This is a genomic window from Xanthomonas citri pv. citri (assembly GCF_000961215.1).
Taxonomy (GTDB): Bacteria; Pseudomonadota; Gammaproteobacteria; order Xanthomonadales; family Xanthomonadaceae; genus Xanthomonas; species Xanthomonas cissicola.
Genome location: NZ_CP008998.1, coordinates 5,082,891 through 5,100,435, shown reverse-complemented (window position 1 = coordinate 5,100,435; position 17,545 = coordinate 5,082,891). Strand labels below are relative to the sequence as shown.

17 protein-coding genes and 2 pseudogenes are annotated in these 17,545 nt (G+C 66.1%); 8 read left to right on the top strand and 11 right to left on the bottom strand.

Annotation, left to right across the window (positions count from 1 at the left end):
• Positions 1-645 precede the first annotated feature (645 nt).
• On the top strand, positions 646-3,120 hold the full coding sequence (locus AMD14_RS22265) for a GH92 family glycosyl hydrolase (RefSeq protein ID WP_011052915.1): 2,475 nt from the start codon (positions 646-648) through the stop codon (positions 3,118-3,120).
• Between the two features lie 284 nt (positions 3,121-3,404).
• On the opposite strand, the gene AMD14_RS22260 is transcribed toward AMD14_RS22265, so the two are convergent.
• The 5 genes from AMD14_RS22260 to AMD14_RS22240 all read right to left on the bottom strand — a co-directional run bounded on the left by AMD14_RS22260 (position 3,405) and on the right by AMD14_RS22240 (position 7,803).
• Positions 3,405-4,820 (bottom strand): amino acid permease, encoded by a 1,416-nt coding sequence (locus AMD14_RS22260; RefSeq protein WP_011052914.1) that lies wholly within the window; start codon positions 4,818-4,820, stop codon positions 3,405-3,407.
• A gap of 210 nt (positions 4,821-5,030) precedes the next feature.
• Entirely contained in the window at positions 5,031-5,411 is a 381-nt protein-coding gene (locus AMD14_RS22255) for a hypothetical protein (RefSeq protein WP_003482285.1), read from the bottom strand.
• 119 nt (positions 5,412-5,530) lie between these two features.
• A complete protein-coding gene (locus AMD14_RS22250; protein ID WP_011052913.1) occupies positions 5,531-6,151 on the bottom strand; it encodes a glutathione S-transferase in 621 nt (206 codons plus the stop codon).
• Positions 6,152-6,316: 165 nt separating this feature from the next.
• Positions 6,317-6,547, bottom strand: a complete 231-nt coding sequence (locus AMD14_RS22245; RefSeq protein ID WP_040107826.1) for a hypothetical protein — start codon at positions 6,545-6,547, stop codon at positions 6,317-6,319.
• A 323-nt stretch (positions 6,548-6,870) separates the two neighbouring features.
• On the bottom strand, positions 6,871-7,803 hold the full coding sequence (locus tag AMD14_RS22240; RefSeq protein WP_003482290.1) for a LysR family transcriptional regulator: 933 nt from the start codon (positions 7,801-7,803) through the stop codon (positions 6,871-6,873).
• A 96-nt stretch (positions 7,804-7,899) separates the two neighbouring features.
• Here AMD14_RS22240 and AMD14_RS22235 point away from each other — a divergent pair, with 96 nt between their 5' ends.
• From AMD14_RS22235 to AMD14_RS22215, 5 genes are all read left to right on the top strand, one after another.
• Entirely contained in the window at positions 7,900-8,907 is a 1,008-nt protein-coding gene (locus tag AMD14_RS22235; protein ID WP_011052911.1) for a zinc-binding alcohol dehydrogenase family protein, read from the top strand.
• A 178-nt stretch (positions 8,908-9,085) separates the two neighbouring features.
• Positions 9,086-10,618 carry a DNA recombination protein RmuC gene (locus AMD14_RS22230; RefSeq protein WP_015472908.1) on the top strand — a complete coding sequence of 511 codons (1,533 nt, stop codon included), beginning with the start codon at positions 9,086-9,088 and terminating at the stop codon, positions 10,616-10,618.
• A gap of 182 nt (positions 10,619-10,800) precedes the next feature.
• Positions 10,801-11,205 (top strand): hypothetical protein, encoded by a 405-nt coding sequence (locus AMD14_RS22225; protein WP_170913646.1) that lies wholly within the window; start codon positions 10,801-10,803, stop codon positions 11,203-11,205.
• A 153-nt stretch (positions 11,206-11,358) separates the two neighbouring features.
• Positions 11,359-11,910 carry a glutathione peroxidase gene (locus AMD14_RS22220; protein ID WP_011052908.1) on the top strand — a complete coding sequence of 184 codons (552 nt, stop codon included), beginning with the start codon at positions 11,359-11,361 and terminating at the stop codon, positions 11,908-11,910.
• A gap of 58 nt (positions 11,911-11,968) precedes the next feature.
• A complete protein-coding gene (locus AMD14_RS22215; protein ID WP_015463807.1) occupies positions 11,969-12,448 on the top strand; it encodes a nuclear transport factor 2 family protein in 480 nt (159 codons plus the stop codon).
• Positions 12,449-12,585: 137 nt separating this feature from the next.
• On the opposite strand, the gene AMD14_RS22210 is transcribed toward AMD14_RS22215, so the two are convergent.
• From AMD14_RS22210 to AMD14_RS22185, 6 genes are read right to left on the bottom strand one after another with little or no spacing between them, the layout of a single operon-like run.
• A complete protein-coding gene (locus tag AMD14_RS22210; RefSeq protein ID WP_011052906.1) occupies positions 12,586-13,641 on the bottom strand; it encodes an MlaA family lipoprotein in 1,056 nt (351 codons plus the stop codon).
• Positions 13,642-13,651: 10 nt separating this feature from the next.
• Positions 13,652-13,942: an STAS domain-containing protein gene (locus tag AMD14_RS22205; protein WP_011052905.1), complete on the bottom strand. Its 291-nt coding sequence runs from the start codon at positions 13,940-13,942 to the stop codon at positions 13,652-13,654.
• A complete protein-coding gene (locus AMD14_RS22200; RefSeq protein ID WP_003482305.1) occupies positions 13,932-14,594 on the bottom strand; it encodes an MlaC/ttg2D family ABC transporter substrate-binding protein in 663 nt (220 codons plus the stop codon). Before AMD14_RS22200 ends, AMD14_RS22205 begins: the two co-directional genes overlap by 11 nt.
• Positions 14,591-15,136: an outer membrane lipid asymmetry maintenance protein MlaD gene (gene mlaD / locus AMD14_RS22195; protein WP_005912377.1), complete on the bottom strand. Its 546-nt coding sequence runs from the start codon at positions 15,134-15,136 to the stop codon at positions 14,591-14,593. Before mlaD ends, AMD14_RS22200 begins: the two co-directional genes overlap by 4 nt.
• An 11-nt stretch (positions 15,137-15,147) precedes the next feature.
• Positions 15,148-15,897, bottom strand: a complete 750-nt coding sequence (locus tag AMD14_RS22190) for an MlaE family lipid ABC transporter permease subunit (RefSeq protein ID WP_003482308.1) — start codon at positions 15,895-15,897, stop codon at positions 15,148-15,150.
• Positions 15,897-16,691 (bottom strand): ABC transporter ATP-binding protein, encoded by a 795-nt coding sequence (locus AMD14_RS22185; protein ID WP_011052903.1) that lies wholly within the window; start codon positions 16,689-16,691, stop codon positions 15,897-15,899. The genes AMD14_RS22190 and AMD14_RS22185 overlap by 1 nt, the downstream gene beginning before the upstream one ends.
• 382 nt (positions 16,692-17,073) lie before the next feature.
• Between AMD14_RS22185 and AMD14_RS22180 the strand changes: the two are divergent.
• Both AMD14_RS22180 and AMD14_RS25725 read left to right on the top strand, forming a co-directional pair.
• A pseudogene (locus AMD14_RS22180) lies at positions 17,074-17,285 on the top strand (DUF6916 family protein); the annotation flags it as partial.
• Positions 17,282-17,509: pseudogene (locus AMD14_RS25725) on the top strand (hypothetical protein); the annotation flags it as partial. The pseudogenes AMD14_RS22180 and AMD14_RS25725, both read left to right, overlap by 4 nt.
• Between the last annotated feature and the right edge of the window lie 36 nt (positions 17,510-17,545).

Here is a 17,545-nt window from a genome sequence, read left to right as displayed (position 1 = left end):
GTCCTGCGTGTGCCCAAGCACGCCGCCAACAAGCACTATGCGACGAACGCCTACGCACATCACCGCGGTCCTTACCGATCAGCAAAGACGCCGTTACCGCAGTAGCGCTGAGTCATGGCGCGGAGGCTTGGATCAAGCGCCCTACCGGCCAGCGCCTTGGCTACAGCCGGTCCCATCCGTTAGCGCCGTCAACTGGAAATATGGCGAACATCGCAACCTATTGATTCGATGGGCATCTGGATGTTTGAAAACCGCTTGGGTCCGCCTGCTTTGCTGCGACGCGGTGTGCAGCAAACAGCGTCGAACGCTTAATCTTTGCCAACACAGGACACATGGCGACCCAAGTTTAGATCGATCCAAGCCGGCTGATCTCCCGTACGTATGTAAAAAAAAACGTGTTCGATTGTTGAGGCGGGCAATTCGCCGGGCGCGCACCGGATGCCGTCAGGTGGTGCCTTCCGGCACCGTGCAGGCACGCAAGGGTGCCTGCCGATTCCAGACACTGCCATACGCATGACGATGCCGGCGCTGTGGTGTTGATCGTCCCGCGCGCGTCTGTTCGTGCGTCGTTCGCTGCGTGTTGCAGCGGCACGCACGCGCCTTCCATCTGCGGCTTCGGCCGCCCTTTCCCCCAAGGTGTTCTGCATGCTGTCAGTCGTATCGCCCAACCGTTCTACCGCGCGTGCTGCGCGCACGCCGTTCTGGCGCCGCGCTGCGGTCGGTCTGTGCCTGCTTGGCGTGGCCATGTCCGGCCCGCTGGCCGCGCAAGACCCGGCGCAGGTCAACACCTTCATCGGCAGCAAGGACGACGGCAATACCTATCCGGGCGCCTCGGCGCCATTCGGCCTGATCCAGGTCAGCCCGATCGGCGCGCACTACGCTGGCTGGCGCTACGACGACCCCAGCATCCGGGGCTTCGGCCACTCGTTCCTGTCCGGCGCCGGCTGCTGGGAGCAGGGCGGCCAGGTGTCGGTGCTGCCGGTCACCGGCCGTATCGGTCCCGGGGGCGACTTCGACACCAACGACGCCAAGGCCTTCGACCAGAAACGCTACGCCGCGCGTTACACGCATGACGGCGAAGTGGGCCAGGCAGGCTATTACAAGGTGCGGCTCACCGATTACGGTGGCATCGACGCCGAAGCCAGCGCGCTGACCCGTGCCGCGACCGAGCGCTACACCTTCGCGCCGGGTGCCGACACCGGCCATGTGCTGGTCAACGTGGCGCAGGCCAACGACCGCCATGTGGTGATCGGCAGCCAGCTACAGATCGTCGGCGACCGTGTGGTCGAGGGCAAACTGACCACGCAGAGTTTCTGCGGCGGCCACGAATACACCACCTGGTTCCGGCTGGAATTCGATCGCCCGTTCACCGCGCATGGCGTCTGGGGCGAAGAGGGCGGCGTGCCCGGCGCGCGTCACGGCATGGGCGGCGAACTCAAACCCAACGGCGCCTGGCTCAGCTTCCCGCTAGGCAAAGACAAGAACGCGCGTGCGGTGACCGTGGTCAGCGCCATCTCGCATGTGGATGCGCAAGGCGCCCGCAGCAACCTGCGTGCCGATGGCATGCAGGGCGGCAAACTGCTCAGTCTTGAACAGATGCGCCAGCGCGCGCAGAACGGCTGGCGCAATGCGTTGGCCAGCATGCAAGTGGAAGGCGCCAGCAACGACGACCGTTCCGTGGCCTATACCGCGCTGTACCACGCCTTGCTGCAGCCGCTGACCGGCAGCGATGCCGATGGCCGCTATCGCGGCTACGACGACGCGATCCATCGCGCCGATGGCTGGACCTACTACGAGTATTTTTCGCTGTGGGATACCTACCGCTCGCAAAACCAGCTGCTCGCCCTGCTGCAGCCGACACGCGCGCGCGACATCGGCCGCTCGTTGCTGGCGATCCAGCAGCAAGGCGGCTGGCTGCCGCGTTGGGGCTACGCCAACTTCGACACCAACATCATGACCGGCGACCCGGTCACCCCGTTCCTGGTGGATCTGTGGCGCTTCGGCGCGTTGCAGGGCAACGAGGCGGAGGCGTATGCAGCGTTGCGCCAGAACGCCTTCGGCCAGCCGCCGATCAATTCGCGCCACGCTGGGCGCTCGGGCAATGCCAACTATCTGGCCAACGGTTTCGTGCAGTACGACCGCGCTTTCCCCTCCAAGGGCATGGATGTGGACCCGCACCACGGCGGCTCGGCCACGCTGGAATATGCATTGGCCGATTGCGCGCTCGCGCAGATGGCACAAGCACTGGGCCACGGCGAAGACGCCGCGCAGCTGCGCAAACGCGGCGGCAACTGGCACCGCGTCTGGGACGCGGATGTGCGCGATGCCGAGACCGGCTTTGCAGGATTCCCGCGCCCGCGGCTGGAAGACGGCAGCTGGTACGCACCGTCCGACGATCACTACAGCCCACGTTCCGAGCACGGTTTCCACGAAGGCACCGCCTGGCAGTATCAGTGGCTGGTGCAGCAGGACATCCCCGGCATGCTGCAGGCCATGCATGGCAGCCAACAAGCCGGCAAACGCCTGGACGCCTTCTTCGCCTACGACGATCTGCTGAAAGATCCGCTCACTGCCGCACGCACGCACTGGGTGGTCGGCCCGTACAGCTACTACAACCAGTACCGCTACAACCCCAACAACGAACCGGACCTGCACGCACCCTGGATGTACACGCTGATCGGGCAACCGTGGAAGACCGCCACCGTGGTGCGCGCCGCGCAACAGTTGTTTACCAATGCGCCCAACGGCGTCACCGGCAACGACGACCTTGGCACCATGTCGGCCTGGTATCTGTTCAGTGCCCTGGGGTTGTATCCGGCGGTGCCGGGCAGCGGGCAATTCCTGCTGCATGCGCCGCGTTTCAAGCGGGTCACGCTGAATCTGGGCAACGGCAAGCGCCTGCGCATCGACGCCCCCGGCGCCGACGGCCGCGCGCTGCAATACGTGGACAACGTGCGTTGGAATGGCAAGGCCCAGCCGCAGGTATTCCTGGACTGGGCGCAGCTGCAGCAGGGCGGCACGCTGGCGTTCGCGCTCACCAAGCAGGCACCTACGCAAGGCTGGGGTACGCAAGCGGATGCATTGCCGGCATCGTTCTGTGCGACCCCGCAGGCGCAGTAACACCACGGCGGTTGAAACCCCTCTCCCTGCCGGGCGAAAAGCGGCAACAGCGTTTAACGCTAAAAGAGCGCAGCGTTAAAGCCCCTCCCCCGCCGGGGCGAGAAGGCACAGCTTGCGCGCCACTGGCGCGCGTGCGGTGGAGCGCCCGCGCTGCAAGCGCGGGCTGGGGCGCGGGGTTTGGGTGAGGGGACGAGGCAAAGCCCTCGTGTTACCCCCTGCAAGAGGCTACGCCCGCACCCTCATCCGCCCCTGCGGGGCACCTTCTCCCGCAGGGAGAAGGACGCTCAGCCCGCCTGATTCAACCGGCTATTCCGCCGCCCATACGCCAGGTACACCACCACGCCCAGCGCATTCCACAGCAGGAACCAGCCCTGCGTCTTGCTCGGCAGGCTCCAGAACAGATACAGGCAGCCGCCGATCGCCACCGGTCCCACCACCCACGCCAGCGGCGTGCGGAAGGCGCGCGCGCGGCCGGGCTCGCGCACGCGCAACACCAACAGGCAGGCCGCCACCGCCGTGAACGCCGCCAGCGTGCCGGCGTTGGCCAAGGCGGCGATTTCGTCCAGCCGGGCCACGCCGGCCAGTGCCGCCACCAGCACCGCGGTGAACAGCGTGATCGCCACCGGCGTGCCGGTGCGTGCATTGACCTTGGACAAGCCGCGCGGCAACAAGCCATCGCGCGACATCACGAAGAAGATGCGGCTCTGCCCGTACAAAAACGCCAGCAACACCGTGGGTAACGCAATGATCGCCACCGCACCGATCACCAAGGCCGCCTTGCCGTGGCCGAGTTCGCGCAGGATCAGCGCCAACGGCTCGGGGCTCTTGCCGAACACGGTAAAGCTCATCGCACCCACCGCGGCCAGCGCCACCAGCACATAGATCAGCGTGCAGCCGATCATCGAACCGACGATGCCGATCGACAGATCGCGCCCGGGGTTCTTGGTTTCCTCGGCCGCGGTGGAAATCGCATCGAAGCCGTAGAACGCAAAGAAGATGATCGCCGCCGCTGCCATCACCCCGCGCTCGATGCCATCGGGGCCCATCGCCTTGGAGAAGCCATACGGCATGAACGGCTGCAGGTTGGCGCTGTTGAAGGCCGGCAGCGCAATGGCCACGAACACGCCCAGCGCGATGATCTTCAGCACGACCAGTACCGCGTTGAGCGTGGCGCTTTCCTTGGTGCCGGCCATCAACAGGCCAGCCACCAGGAAAGTGATCGCCACCGCCGGCAGGTTGACGATGCCGCCGGCGTGCGGCCCGGCAATGAGTGCCTGCGGCAACCCCACGCCCAACCATTGCAGGAAACCGACGAAATAGCCCGACCAGCCGACCGCCACCGTGCTGACCACCAGCGAGTATTCCAGCACCAGGCTCCAGCCCACCACCCAGGCAATGCTCTCGCCCAGCGCGGTGTAGCTGTAGGTATACGCACTGCCGGCAGCCGGCATCATCGTGGCCATCTCGGCATAGGCCAGCGCCGCGCAGGCGCACACGATGCCGGCCGCCACGAACGACAGCAACACTGCCGGTCCGGCCTTGTCGGCGCCCACGCCGATCAACGTGTAGATCCCGGTACCGACGATGGCGCCGATGCCCAGCGCGATCAGATGCGGCCAACTCAGGCTGCGGACCAGTTGCCGGCCGGCCTCGTGCACGGTGACCTGATCGATGGATTTGCGCCTGAGCCAAGACGACATGCGGACCTCGCGGGAATCAAAGAATGCGCGAGTGTCGCCCAACGCAGCGCAGCAAAGCTATCGGTCCAAGGTCATGCAGCAGCCGTGCCTGGGCAAGGTGGGCACGCGATGGCATCAGCCCACGCGCGGCGCATCGTGCCTTTCCATCGCCAAGCACAACCATCCATCACGGCATGCGCGATTGACGGCAGGCAATCGCACACACACCGCTCACTCAATCGAGGCGCGATGCGGCGGGCGCGCGTTGCGATAGATCAGCTGCACCGCCCAGGCGCCGGCAAGCCCGACCACACCGGCAGCGAAGTGGCTCCAGTCGAGCACCTGGGGAGCCGCGCCGTTGGCTTCATGGCCCCACAGGTTGAACCACAGCAGCACCAAGGCGGTGATGCCCATGCCGATCCAGAACCACAGCCGGGTTCCGCCGATCGCATAGATCAAAAACGGCAATGCCGCACCGACCAGGAAATGCACCGGGAAAAAATACACCGAGCCGTAGGGCCGCATCACGTACCAGACGATCGCCGCGAACGTGCCCAGAAAAACGAACAGGCAAAGGGCCAGCAGGCGGGTTTGGTTGGTGGCAGTGGTCATCGGTGAGCCTCGCAAAAGCAGACCCTCACCCTACTCATGCCCAGGTCAATGCAGTGCGAGCGTGCTGCATGCATCGCTTCGGTGGTCTGGTTCGCTTCGCACAAGTGCGATGTGCGGCATTACGGTGCAGTGCAACCGTAGCGCCGAAATCCAGCGCGTGTTTTCAAGTGTGCGTAATACGCCGCCACCGCGGGCAATGGCACATGCGCGATGGGGCTGGCGACCCAGCGCTGTGTCGACAACCCCAGCACGATGTCGGCAAGCGTGAAGCATGCGCCCAGGACGAACGGACCGCCGCGCTGCAGCTGCGCATCGAGGATCGCCATGTGCCGGTTCCACTGCTCCACGCTCGCCGCAATCGCCTGCGCATCGGTATGCGCTGCACTGCCACGCACGCTGGCCATGAATGCGTAGCGCCAGGCGGTATTGAGTTCGGTGGCCTGCCAATCCATCCATTGCTCGACCAGTGCGCGCGCGGCGGGCGCGGCCGGCAGCAGATCGTGGCGTTGGCTGCGCGCGGCCAGGTAGCGGCAGATCGTGTTCGATTCCCATAGCACCAGTTCACCCTCGCGGATGACCGGCACCAGCGCATTGGGGTTGAGTGCGCGAAATTGCGGCGTCTGCACCGATGCAAAGCCGCTGCCATATGCATGCAGCGTGTAGTCCAGCCCCAGCTCATCGCACAACCACAACACTTTGCGCACATTGATCGAGCTCGGCTTTCCGTAAATCTCCAGCATGTGTTCCTCGGTGACACGCGTGATGGCTGGCAGTTGGCGGCGGTGATACGCGCTGCAGGCAACGCCGCACGCGCATGATGCAGCGTGCGCAGCCAATTGCATGCACGCACTCTGCGGTAATTAGCAGCGCGCGCAGTACATTCTCACTGCTGCACTCCTGCGCCGCTATAGCTCGATCTTGCCCGCGTACGCATCGCGCACGGTCTGGCTGATGTAGGTGCTCAGCCCGCGCCCGGCCATGGCGAGCCGCTGCATGGTCGCCACGGCCTCGGCGCCCGCGCTGTCGGCGGTATACACATAGGTCTCGCCGCTGCGAAAGCGCACGGCGATGGCGTCGTCGGCCAGCGCGTAGGCCACCACGCCCGAGTGGCCGTTGCGATTGGCATAGCGCTGCATGCGAACCGGGCTGGGTGCGGTCATGCCGGCAGGCTAGAACCGCCGCAGTGATGGGCGCTTCAACGAACACGGCAATAACGCGCGCAGCAGCACCGCACGCCATGCGACATCGAACAGGTGCGCTGACTATTTCAGCGTCATGGCGCAGCTGCACAGCCATCATCTGCGCACCGAAAACGCCAAGGCCGCTGCAATGGCACGTGCCGCGAATGTGGCAGACGGCGCGGTGGCATGCCGATGACGTGCCTCCGTACGCACCGCATCGGGAAACGACCTTGGTCTATCGAAGCAATCGTGCCGATCACTTCACTGCGATCACCGCATCACCCCACACCAAGCCCTCCGGCCTGCACCGGGTACAACGCCGTCAGCGCCTGGCAGCGCTGTGCAAACAGCGCATGCAATTGCCGGATCGCCGGCGAAAACTGCTTGCGGTGCGGGCACACCAGCTGCAGCGGCAGCCGATCGCCGCACTCGGGGAACAGCACCTCCAGCCGCCCGGCCTGCACGTCGGCACACACGTCCAGCCACGACTTGTAGGCGATCCCTTCGCCGGCGACCGCCCAGCGCCGCACCACATCGGCGTCGTCGCACAGCATCGCCCCGCGCACCGGCACCACGTGGCGGCGGCCCTCCCGGTCGAATTGCCAACGGTGGTAGGCGCGCCCGGCCAGCACGTACAGCAGGCAGGCGTGCTCGCGCAGCGCATCCAGCGTGGCGGGGCGCCCGTGGCGCTGCAGGTAGACGGGTGCGGCCACCAGCACGCGGCGGTTGTCCGGTGCCACCGGCAAGGCCACATGTTCGGCATCGTCGATACGGCCGAGCCGAAATGCCACATCCACCGGCGCGCGATACAGGTCGGCCACCTGATCCGACAGGTGCAGGCGCAGGGTCAGCTTCGGATGTGCAGCGCGGAATTCGGTCAGCCACGGCAGCAGCACGTTGCGCCCCAGATCCGACGGCGCCGTCACCTGCAGCACGCCCTGCAGCGCACTGTCGTGGCCCCGCACATGCTCGCGCCCGTCGCGCAGCAGCTCCAGCACACCGCGCGCGTACGGCAGGTACTGCTCGCCCTCGGCGGTCAGCCGCAGGCTGCGCGTGGACCGGGCGAACAGGCGCAGATCCAGCGCGCGCTCCAGCCGGGCCACCGCCGCGCTGGCCTGGCCCGGCAACAGGTCGGCCTCGCGCGCGGCGCTGGAAAAACTGCCCAGCGCCGCGGTCCGTACGAACAGCGCCAGGTCGTCGAAGCGGACCATCTTCACTCCAATGGTGAAAGTGCTTGCGCAGTTTGCCGGTTTTTCCGTGAATCCGGGTGGCCGACCATGCAACTCCCTCCCGCACGACGCCCTGCCATGAAAGCTATCGCCTATCTCCAACACGGCCTGCCCATCGACGATGCGCGCGCGCTGGTCGAACTCGAGCTGCCGCTGCCCACCCCCGGCCCGCGCGACCTGCGCGTGCGCATCCACGCCGTGTCGGTCAACCCGGTCGACACCAAGGTGCGTAGCAACGCCGCGGTGGATGCCCCGCGGGTGCTCGGCTGGGACGCCAGCGGCGTGGTCGATGCGGTCGGCGAGGCGGTCAGCCTGTTCCGCCCCGGCGATGCGGTGTACTACGCCGGCGCGCTGACCCGCCCGGGCACCAATGCCGAGTTCCACCTGGTCGACGAGCGCCTGGTCGGGCGCAAGCCGGCCACGCTCGATGACGCTGCGGCTGCGGCGTTGCCGCTGACTGCCATCACCGCCTGGGAACTGTTGTTCGACCGGCTCGGCGTTGCCGAAGGTGGCGGCGAAGGCCAGGCGCTGTTGGTGGTCGGTGCGGCCGGTGGCGTCGGCTCGATGCTGGTGCAGCTGGCGCGCACGCTGACCAAGCTGACCGTGATCGGCACCGCCTCGCGCCCGGAAACCCAGGATTGGGTGCATGCACTCGGCGCGCATCACGTGATCGACCACAGCCAGCCGCTGAGCGAGGGCCTGCAGCGGATCGGCATCGCGCAGGTGCAGCATGTCGCCAGCCTCACCCACACCGACCAGCATTTCGCGCAGCTGGTCGAGGTGCTGGCCCCGCAAGGTCAGCTGGCGCTGATCGACGACCCGGCCACGCTGGACGCGCTGCCGCTCAAGCGCAAGAGCCTGTCGTTGCACTGGGAGCTGATGTTCACCCGCTCGTTGTTCGAAACCGAGGACATGATCGCCCAGCACCATCTGCTCAATCGCGTCGCCGAGCTGGTGGACACCGGCGTGCTGCGCACCACCCTGGGCGAGCACTACGGCCGCATCACCGCCGACAACCTGCGCCGCGCCCACGCCGCGCTGGAATCGCACCGCACCCGCGGCAAGCTGGTGCTGGAAGGCTTCTGACCCTACGCCTCAAGCCCAGACAGCGGCCCGCGTCGCCGCTGTCTGGCTGACTCCTGCAGCGCGTGCGCATGATCACGCCGGCCAGCAGGCGTGACGCAGCTGTTGCGACAAGCGCCGCTACACTGCGCGCATGTCATCCGAATCCCTGATCCTTCTCGGGCTGCTCGTCGTAGTCCTCGTGTTGCAGCTGCTGGCGCTGCTGCGACGTCCGTCCACCACCGCGCTGGAACATGCACTGCGCGCCGAGCAACGCGATGGCCGCGGTGAATTGCGCGAGCAACTCGAAGGCCTGGCGCGGCAGCAGGACGCCCGCCTGGAAACCTTCGCGCGCAACCTCACCGAGCTGTCCACGCGCACCGACCAACGCCTGGACCTGCTGCGCGATGCGCTCGGCGAAGATGCCCGCAAGGCGCGCGAAGAAAGCGGCCTTGCGCAACAACGCACCGGCGAGCTGCTGACCCTGCGGCTCACCGAACTGCGCACCCAGCTCGAAGGCTTCGGTCAGCAACAGGAAACCCGTATCCAGGTGTTCGGCCAGCAACTGACCGAACTGATCGCGCGCACCGACACCCACATGGCCGCGCTGCGCGATGCGCTGGCCGAAGACGCCCGCAAGGGGCGCGAGGAAACCGGGCAATCGCAACAGCGCTTCACCGAAGCGCTGGGCCAGCGCTTGAACGAACTCACCCAGCGCAACGAACTGCGCATCGGCGAGATGCGCGCAACGCTCGAGCAGCAGCTGGCCAATCTGCAACACGACAACGCCAGCAAGCTCGAATTGATGCGCGCCACCGTCGATGAAAAACTGCAGACCACGCTCAATACGCGTCTGGATGCCTCGTTCAAGCTGGTCTCCGAACGGCTGGAACAGGTGCAGCGCGGCCTGGGCGAAATGCAGCAGCTGGCCACCGGCGTGGGCGACCTCAAGCGCGTGCTCACCAACGTCAAGGACCGCGGTGGCTGGGGCGAAGTGCAGCTGGACAACATCCTCGAGCAAACGCTGACGATGGAGCAGTACGCGCGCGGCGTACGGGTCAAGCCCGACAGTGCCGAAGCGGTGGATTTCGCCATCCGCCTGCCCGGACGCGGCGACGAGCAGGTGGTCTGGCTGCCGGTCGATGCCAAGTTCCCGCGCGAGGACTACGAACGCCTGATCGACGCGCAGGAAAAGGGCGACCTCGACGCGATCAAGCAGTCGACCGCGCAACTGGAACGCGCCATCCGCATCCAGGCCAAATCGATCAGCGACAAGTACGTCTGCCCGCCGCACACCACCGACTTCGCGGTGATGTTCCTGCCCACCGAAGGGCTGTATGCCGAAGTGATCCGCCGTGCCGGCCTGGTCGATCTGCTGCAGCGCGAGCATCGCGTGGTGCTGGCCGGCCCCACCACGTTCACCGCCTTGCTCAACAGCCTGCAGATGGGCTTTCGCACGTTGGCGATCGAAAAGCGCTCCAGCGAGGTCTGGCAGGTGCTGGGCGCGGTGAAAAGCGAGTTCGGCAAGTTCGCCGGCATTCTCGAAAAGGCCGAGCGGCAGATCAGCACCGTCGGCAAGAGCCTGGGCGAAGCCAGCCGCAAGACCCGCACCATCGAACGCCGCCTGCGCGGGGTGGAAACACTGGCCGGCGAGCAGTCGCAGGCGTTGCTGGACGATGGCAGCGACGACACCGGCACCAGCAGCGAAGACGACAGCAACGACGAGCAGGCGTGATCGGTTGCGTAGGGCGATGCCACAAACCATGACGTAGGAGCGCACCCGGGCGCGACCAGGCATGACCGATAACGCTTCATCGCGCCCGGGTGCGCTCCTACGAATGCAGGTCTCCGGCATGCTCTTTTGCGCCGATAGACAGTACGTCACGCAGACATCGCCACCGCGATGCTTGCACCCACCTGGTTCAAGACGAGATGCTCAACATGGCGACCCGATGGATCCACGCAGCGCTCTGCGCGCTGCTGCTGACCGCATGCAGCAATAGTCCGGCAACCAGGCAGGCCGCCGCGGCGAACGCTCCGCAGCCGCCGCACACCGTCTCCGCCGATGCTGCCCAATGCACCGCAAAGGGTGGCCAACTGCGGCCGGTCGGCCGCATGCAGATTCCGCGCTGCATCGTGCCGTATGCCGATGCCGGCAAGACCTGCACCGACGACAGCGATTGCAGCGGCGACTGCCTGGCCACCAGCATCGTGCCGACCGGCGCGGCGGCCACCGGTACCTGTCAGCGCGACAGCGATCGCTTCGGTTGCCGCCAGACGGTGGTCGGCGGCAGGGGCCAGGCGGCGTTGTGCATCGATTGATGGCGTCGAAGATGGCCGAGCGCGTGGACGGGCCGGTCAGCCGATCGGCCCGTGAGCGTCGCTGCAGACAACTGCCAGCCGCGTGAGCCAGCGGCATCGCTCGCCTCACCGTGGCCGTTTATGCTCTGGGCTCTCCCCGCCCAGGACGCACCGATGAGCCAGACGCTATACGACATTCCCGTGACCCGCATCGATGGCCAGCCCACCACCTTGGCGGACTATCGCGGCAAGGTGCTGCTGGTGGTCAACGTCGCCTCCAAGTGCGGCCTGACCCCGCAGTACGAAGGGCTGGAAGCGCTGTATCGCGACAAGCGCGCACAGGGCCTGGAAGTGCTGGCGTTTCCGGCCAACGACTTCAACGGCCAGGAGCCGGGCAGCGAAGCGGAGATCGCGCAGTTCTGCCAGCTCACCTACGACGTCACCTTCCCGATGTTTGCCAAGATCGCCGTCGCTGGCGACCAGGCGCACCCGCTGTATGGGGCACTGACCAGCACCCATCCGCACACCACCGGCGAGGGCCCGATGCGCGAGAAACTTGCCGGTTACGGCATCGCCCCCAACCCCGCGCCGGGCGTGGTGTGGAACTTCGAAAAATTCCTGATCGGTCGCGACGGCAAGATCATCGACCGCTTCGCCCCGGACATTCCTGCCGACGATGCGCGCTTGCGTGCCGCGATTGATGCGGCGCTGGCCACACGCTCATAGAGCGCTGTCGGCATTGCGATGACGCGTCATGTCCTTATCGGGAGCCGGCGAATAGGCAATGACCTTCAAGTACTTCTTCAGCTCTTCAATGCTCGCGTTGTCGATGGTGACTGGCTGCTCGCACGTGCCCGGCACGGCGTCCGCCCCTGACACGCAGGCAGAGCAGTACATCGTCGACTGTTCTCGCGATTGGGCAGAGTCTGTCGTGACAGGAAATCGGTCAAAGCGCAGGATTTACTTTGCCGACGACTTCATCGGGACTGACACCAAGGGCCGCAGATACGATAAATCCCAGGTCACTCGCGAGACGGGTCCTGCCAAGCAGATCATTTCCAACACACTCGACGAGATAAACGTCAGGTTCTTCGGAGATACCGCGATCGCGCATGGGAGTGAAACGTGGACCCGTAAAGACGGGTCTACCGGCCGGTATGTCTGGACCGATATCTGGATCAAGCGGAGTGGTCAGTGGCAAATCATCGCTGCGCAAGATGCGGCGGTACCGGTACCGACACCGCCTCGCAACGACGGCACCTAGCAGCGCTGTCATGCCGAGGCGCTTCGCAATGCGGCGTTCGCCGTTACGTCGCAACCGGTCTGGCTGGTGCCTGACACAAAAAAGCCCGGGATCGCTCCCGGGCTTCGACGTTCATCACTGACCAACTATCCGACCGCTCAACGCACCCAGTTCGGGATCGGCATGGCGTTGCCCGGCACGGTATTGTCCTTGTCGTCGCGCAGGTATTCCGGCAGCTCGTTGTTCTTTTCGCGATGGCTGCGCAGATCGCGGGTGATCTGGTAATTGCGGCGCTGCATCCACGCATCGCGGGTCAGCGCGTATTCGTCCGGCGCCTGGTCGCGCAGCGAATCCAGCGACATCAGCTGCGCGCGCGTGTCCACCAGCTGCAAGCCCTGCAGGGCGAAGCGCGTACCGCCGTCGTCCACCTGGCGAATCCACGACAGCGGAATATCGCCCGCCAGCCCGAAGGTGTCGCGTACGGTGCGCGGCCCGAACAACGGCAGCTCGAAGTAGCGCGAGTTACGCCAGCCCCACGCGCCCAGCGTCTGGCCGAAGTCTTCGCTGCGCCGCGGGATACCGGCCGCCGAAGCGGGGTCGAACAGCCCAGCCACACCGAGGGTGCTGTTCATCACAAAGCGCCCCAACGACTGCATCGCATGGACCGGGTGGCCTTGCAGCAGCTGGTTGACCATGGTCAGCGGCGTGCCCAGGTTGTCGAAGAAGTTGGTCACGCCCAGGCGCGCCGGGCTGGGCACCACCTTGGTGTAGGCCGTCGCCAACGGACGCGCCACGCCGCGGTCCACCGCCATGTTGAAGCGGTGCATGCCGCGGTTGTAGCGCTCCCACGGGTCGTATGCCGGCGCCGCGCCCGGTTGTGCCGGCGTACCGTTGGCGCTTGCTTGCGAGGTGGTCGGGCCATACAGCGCGTCGAAGTCGCTTTCGGCATCGGTGGGCGCGCCTGCAGCGGCGGTGTCGGCGCCCGCAGCGGCTTGCGGATCGGCAGGAGCAGCAGCGCTCGCCGGCAGCGCATCCGGGGCGGCCATCCCGGACGCGGCCGGCTGCGCGGTCACTCCGGCATCGTCGCGTACCGGCGCGTCGGCTGCCGGCGCGATGGCGGTACCGCCCGACGGCGGTGCGGATTTGGGCGCCTGGCTGGCGCAGGCACCCAGCAGCAGGCTGGCCAACAACGGAAGAGAACGGAACTGGGTCATGGGCTGGCGCTCAGGCCTGAAAATCGAGAGTGGGGGACAACCGGTAAGCGGCGCGCAATTCGTCCAGGCCGGACGCCTCGCCCACCACTTCGCCGCTGCCGGCTTGGCGCAACCGGGCAGCCAGTTCGGCCAGCATCGCCACGCCGGCACTGTCCAGGCGTTGTACACCCGACAGGTCCAGCGCGCGCGCGCCATCCAGCTGTGCGATCGCCTGCGGCCAGGCCGCGGTGACCGCCGCACGGTCGAGCACGCCGGTGATGACCAGCGTGTCGCCCATGCGTTGCACGGTATTAGTTGCCATTGGCCGGTGCCGCACCGACCTGCAGGTTGCCGCTACGCAGCTCGGCGGCCACCTTGGCGATGCCCTTCTCGCGCAGCGGGCCGTCGAACTGGGTCTTGAAGGTCTGCACGTAGGAAATGCCTTCGATCATCACGTCGAAGATCTTCCACTGGCCGCCGGTATTGCGCATCAGGTAATCGACCGGGGTCGGGTCGTTGCCGGCACGCAGCAGGTCGGTGGACACCTTGACGCCGCGGTTGCCCGGCAGCGCGCTTTCGGACTTGGCGCGGAAGGTCGGCTTGCCTTCGAAATTCAGCAGCGCGGTGCCATAACGCTGCATCAGGTTGTCGGCCAGCGCATCGGCAAACAGCTTGACGTCGGCATCGGAGGCGCCGCGGCCATGCACACCCAGCACCAGACGGGCCGAGTAGTCGCGGTCGAAGGCCTTGTTCAATTCGCCATTGATGAACTGACGCAGCGCCGCCGGATTGCTGCGGAACTCGGCACGGCGCTGGTCCAGCGTGCTCAGGATGCGGGTGCTGCTGTCGATGACGGTCTTGGTCGCCGCGCCCTGCGCAGGCGCGCTGGCAGCGGCCGGCTGCGCCAGCACGGTCGCCGGTGCGCACACCAGCAGGGTCGAGGCCAGGACGGCAGAAAGCACAGTGGTCTTCATTGGTGTGGTTCCGTAGAGGGAGGAGCGGTTTGGGCAGGCGCGGGCGCCTGGCCGTTGGCGGCGGCCGGGGCATTGCTGCCGCCGCCACCACCACTGAACATGTATTTGCCGACCAGCTGCAGCAGATCCACTGCCGGCTGGGTGAAGCCGATTTCGTCGCCCGGCTTGAGGGTGTCCGGGTCGCCGCCCGGCTGCAGCCCGATATAACTCTCACCGAGCAAGCCGCTGGTGAAGATGCCGGCCGAGGTGTCGGCAGGCAGGTCCTTGTACTTGGTATCCAGCGACAGGGTCACGATCGAATCGAACTTGGTCGGGTCCAGGCTGATGTCGGCCACCTTGCCGATGGTCACGCCGCCGATCTTCACCGGTGCCTGCGCGCGCAGCTGGCCGATCTGGCTGAAGCGGGCGGTCAGCGTGTACTGGCTGGAGCCAAAGCCCCAGCGCTGGTTGGTCGAGGCCACCGCCAGCACCAGCAGCGAGGCCAGGGTCAGCAGCAAAAAGGCGCCGACGGCGAATTCGAGTCGTGGTCCACGCATGGCCATAGTTATTCCACTCACCTAAACAACATTGCAGAAAGGACGAAGTTGAACATCAGCACCAGCAACGAGGCGTTCACCACCGCGCGGGTGGTGGCGACCGAGGTGCCTTCGATGGTCGGTTCGGCATGGAAGCCCACGTAGGCGGCAACCAGTGCCGCGGTGCCGCCGAAGATCGCCGACTTGAGCATCGCCACGCCGAAATCGTCCCAGAAGTCCACGCTATTGCTCAGACCCGACCAGAACGTGCCGTTGTCGATGCCCAGCACATGCACCGCTTCGAAATAGCCGCCGGTGATGGCCAGCGAGCAGAACACGCCGGTGAGCAGCGGCACCGTCAGCACCGCCGCCCAGAAGCGCGGGGCCACTGCCTTGGCCACCGGGTCGATGGCCATCAGTTCCAGCGCCTTGATCTGGTCGGTGGCGCGCATCAGACCGAGCTCGGCGGCGATCGAACTGCCGGCACGGCCGATGAACAACAAGGCGGTCAGCACCGGCGCCAGTTCGCGATACAGCGACAGGCCCAACAGCGTGGACAACGCATCCGATGCACCGTAGGTGGTGAGCGTGCGATAGCCCTGCAAGGTCAGCACCAGGCCGACGAAGGCGCCGCCCACCGCAATGATCGGCAACGAGCGCGCGCCGACCTTGTAGATCTCGCGGACCAGTTCGGCAATGAAATCGCGCGTGGGCAGCGAGCCGCGCAGCACCGTCAGCGAAAACAGGCCGGCGCGGCCGAAGGCGCGAATGGAATCGGCGAAGGCCATCAGGCAGCACTCCGGTCGCGGCGCGGGGCGGCATCGAAGGCGATCGGGCCGTCCGGCTGGCCGTGCAGGAACTGCTGCACCAGCGGGTCGGTGCTGTCCTGCAGCTGCGCAGGCGTGCCGGCGAACACGATGCCGCCATTGGCGATCACCACCGCCTGCTCGCAGATCGGCAGCGTCTCGTGCACATGGTGGCTGACGATGATGCTGGTCAGGCCCAGGCTGTCGTTGAGGCGCTGGATCAGGCTCATGATCACGCCCGAGGCGATCGGGTCCAGCCCGGTCAGCGGCTCGTCGTAGATCATCAGCGGCGGGTCCAGTGCCAGCGCGCGCGCCAGTGCCACGCGCCGCGCCATGCCGCCGGACAACTCGCGCGGCCAGGCATCGGCTGCGGCCAGCAGGCCGACGGCATGCAGCTTCATCTGGACCAGGCGCTGCAGCACCGCTGCCGGCAACCGCGTGTGGGTGCGCAGTGGCAGCGCGACGTTCTCGGCCACGCTGAGGTCGGTGAGCAGGCCATTGCCCTGCAGCAGCACACCGACGTTGCGACGCATCTCCAGCAGCGCGCGGCTGCCGGTGGGAATGGGATTGCCGAACAACGTGACCGCGCCGGCGACCGGTCGCAGCTCGCCGGTCAGCGCTGCCAGCATGGTGGATTTGCCGCTACCGGACGGACCGAGCACGGCCGTGATGCTGCCGCGTGGCACCTCCAGCGACACATCGCGCAGGATCGTGCGCCCGCCGCGATCGATGCGGACACCGGACAACTGCACGACAGGGGAAGCGGAAGCCGTCATCGGTGCCTTTAACAAAATTACAACGCGATAGAGTAGCCCGCGCACCGCTGAACATAACCAGACTGGCGCGTGCAGTATTGTCGCATTCACCGAGCGGCGATGTGCGGGTTGCGCGTCGCCGTCTGCGTAACAGCGTGTCCTGCAACGCAACCAGGCCACACGCATGCGAGCGGGATCAAGAACGTACGCCGCAGTAGGGACGTAACCGACAGTTGCCGAGACGCGCGGTGTTTACCTGCAGATGGTCCCGTGCGCTGTCGTCGTCTTGCCTGTCGCTGTTGCAACGATCTGCCGAGCACGTCGCGTTGCCGGCAGCGGCATCCTGTCGAACCGGCCACAAAACGTGACGATCCATGCTACTTCGTCGCTACAGGAACCTTCCATGGAGGTGCTGACGCTTGAACACGTCGCCGGTAGCGTCAACGAGACCTTTGCTGCCGCATTGAATGAGGGCGAGGTGCCGTTCGTGCTGGTGGAAGCGCCGCCCTTGCAGCATGCGCGCAATTCGCAACGTGCACCGGTTTCTTGCTGTTTCGCAATGGCTCGGCCTTTTTGTTTCCGCAGCAGACCTATCAGATGCGGCATGCGCGGATTTCCAGGGCCGTGGCGATGCGATCCTGAGCTACGCCGACCTCACCGGTGCCCCGTTCTATCGCACTGCGCAGAGCGCGTTCGACCGCAACCGGCTGATGGTGGGCATCGGTGCGGCGCTGCCGACCGAACAGGGCCTGTCGACGCGGCTGGAATACCGCGGCATCACCGACGGCGACAGCAGCAACGATCAGACCTGGATGATCAATCTGGAAAAGAAATACTGATCGGGTTGCAAGCCATGCAGTCATGCAACGCGGTGG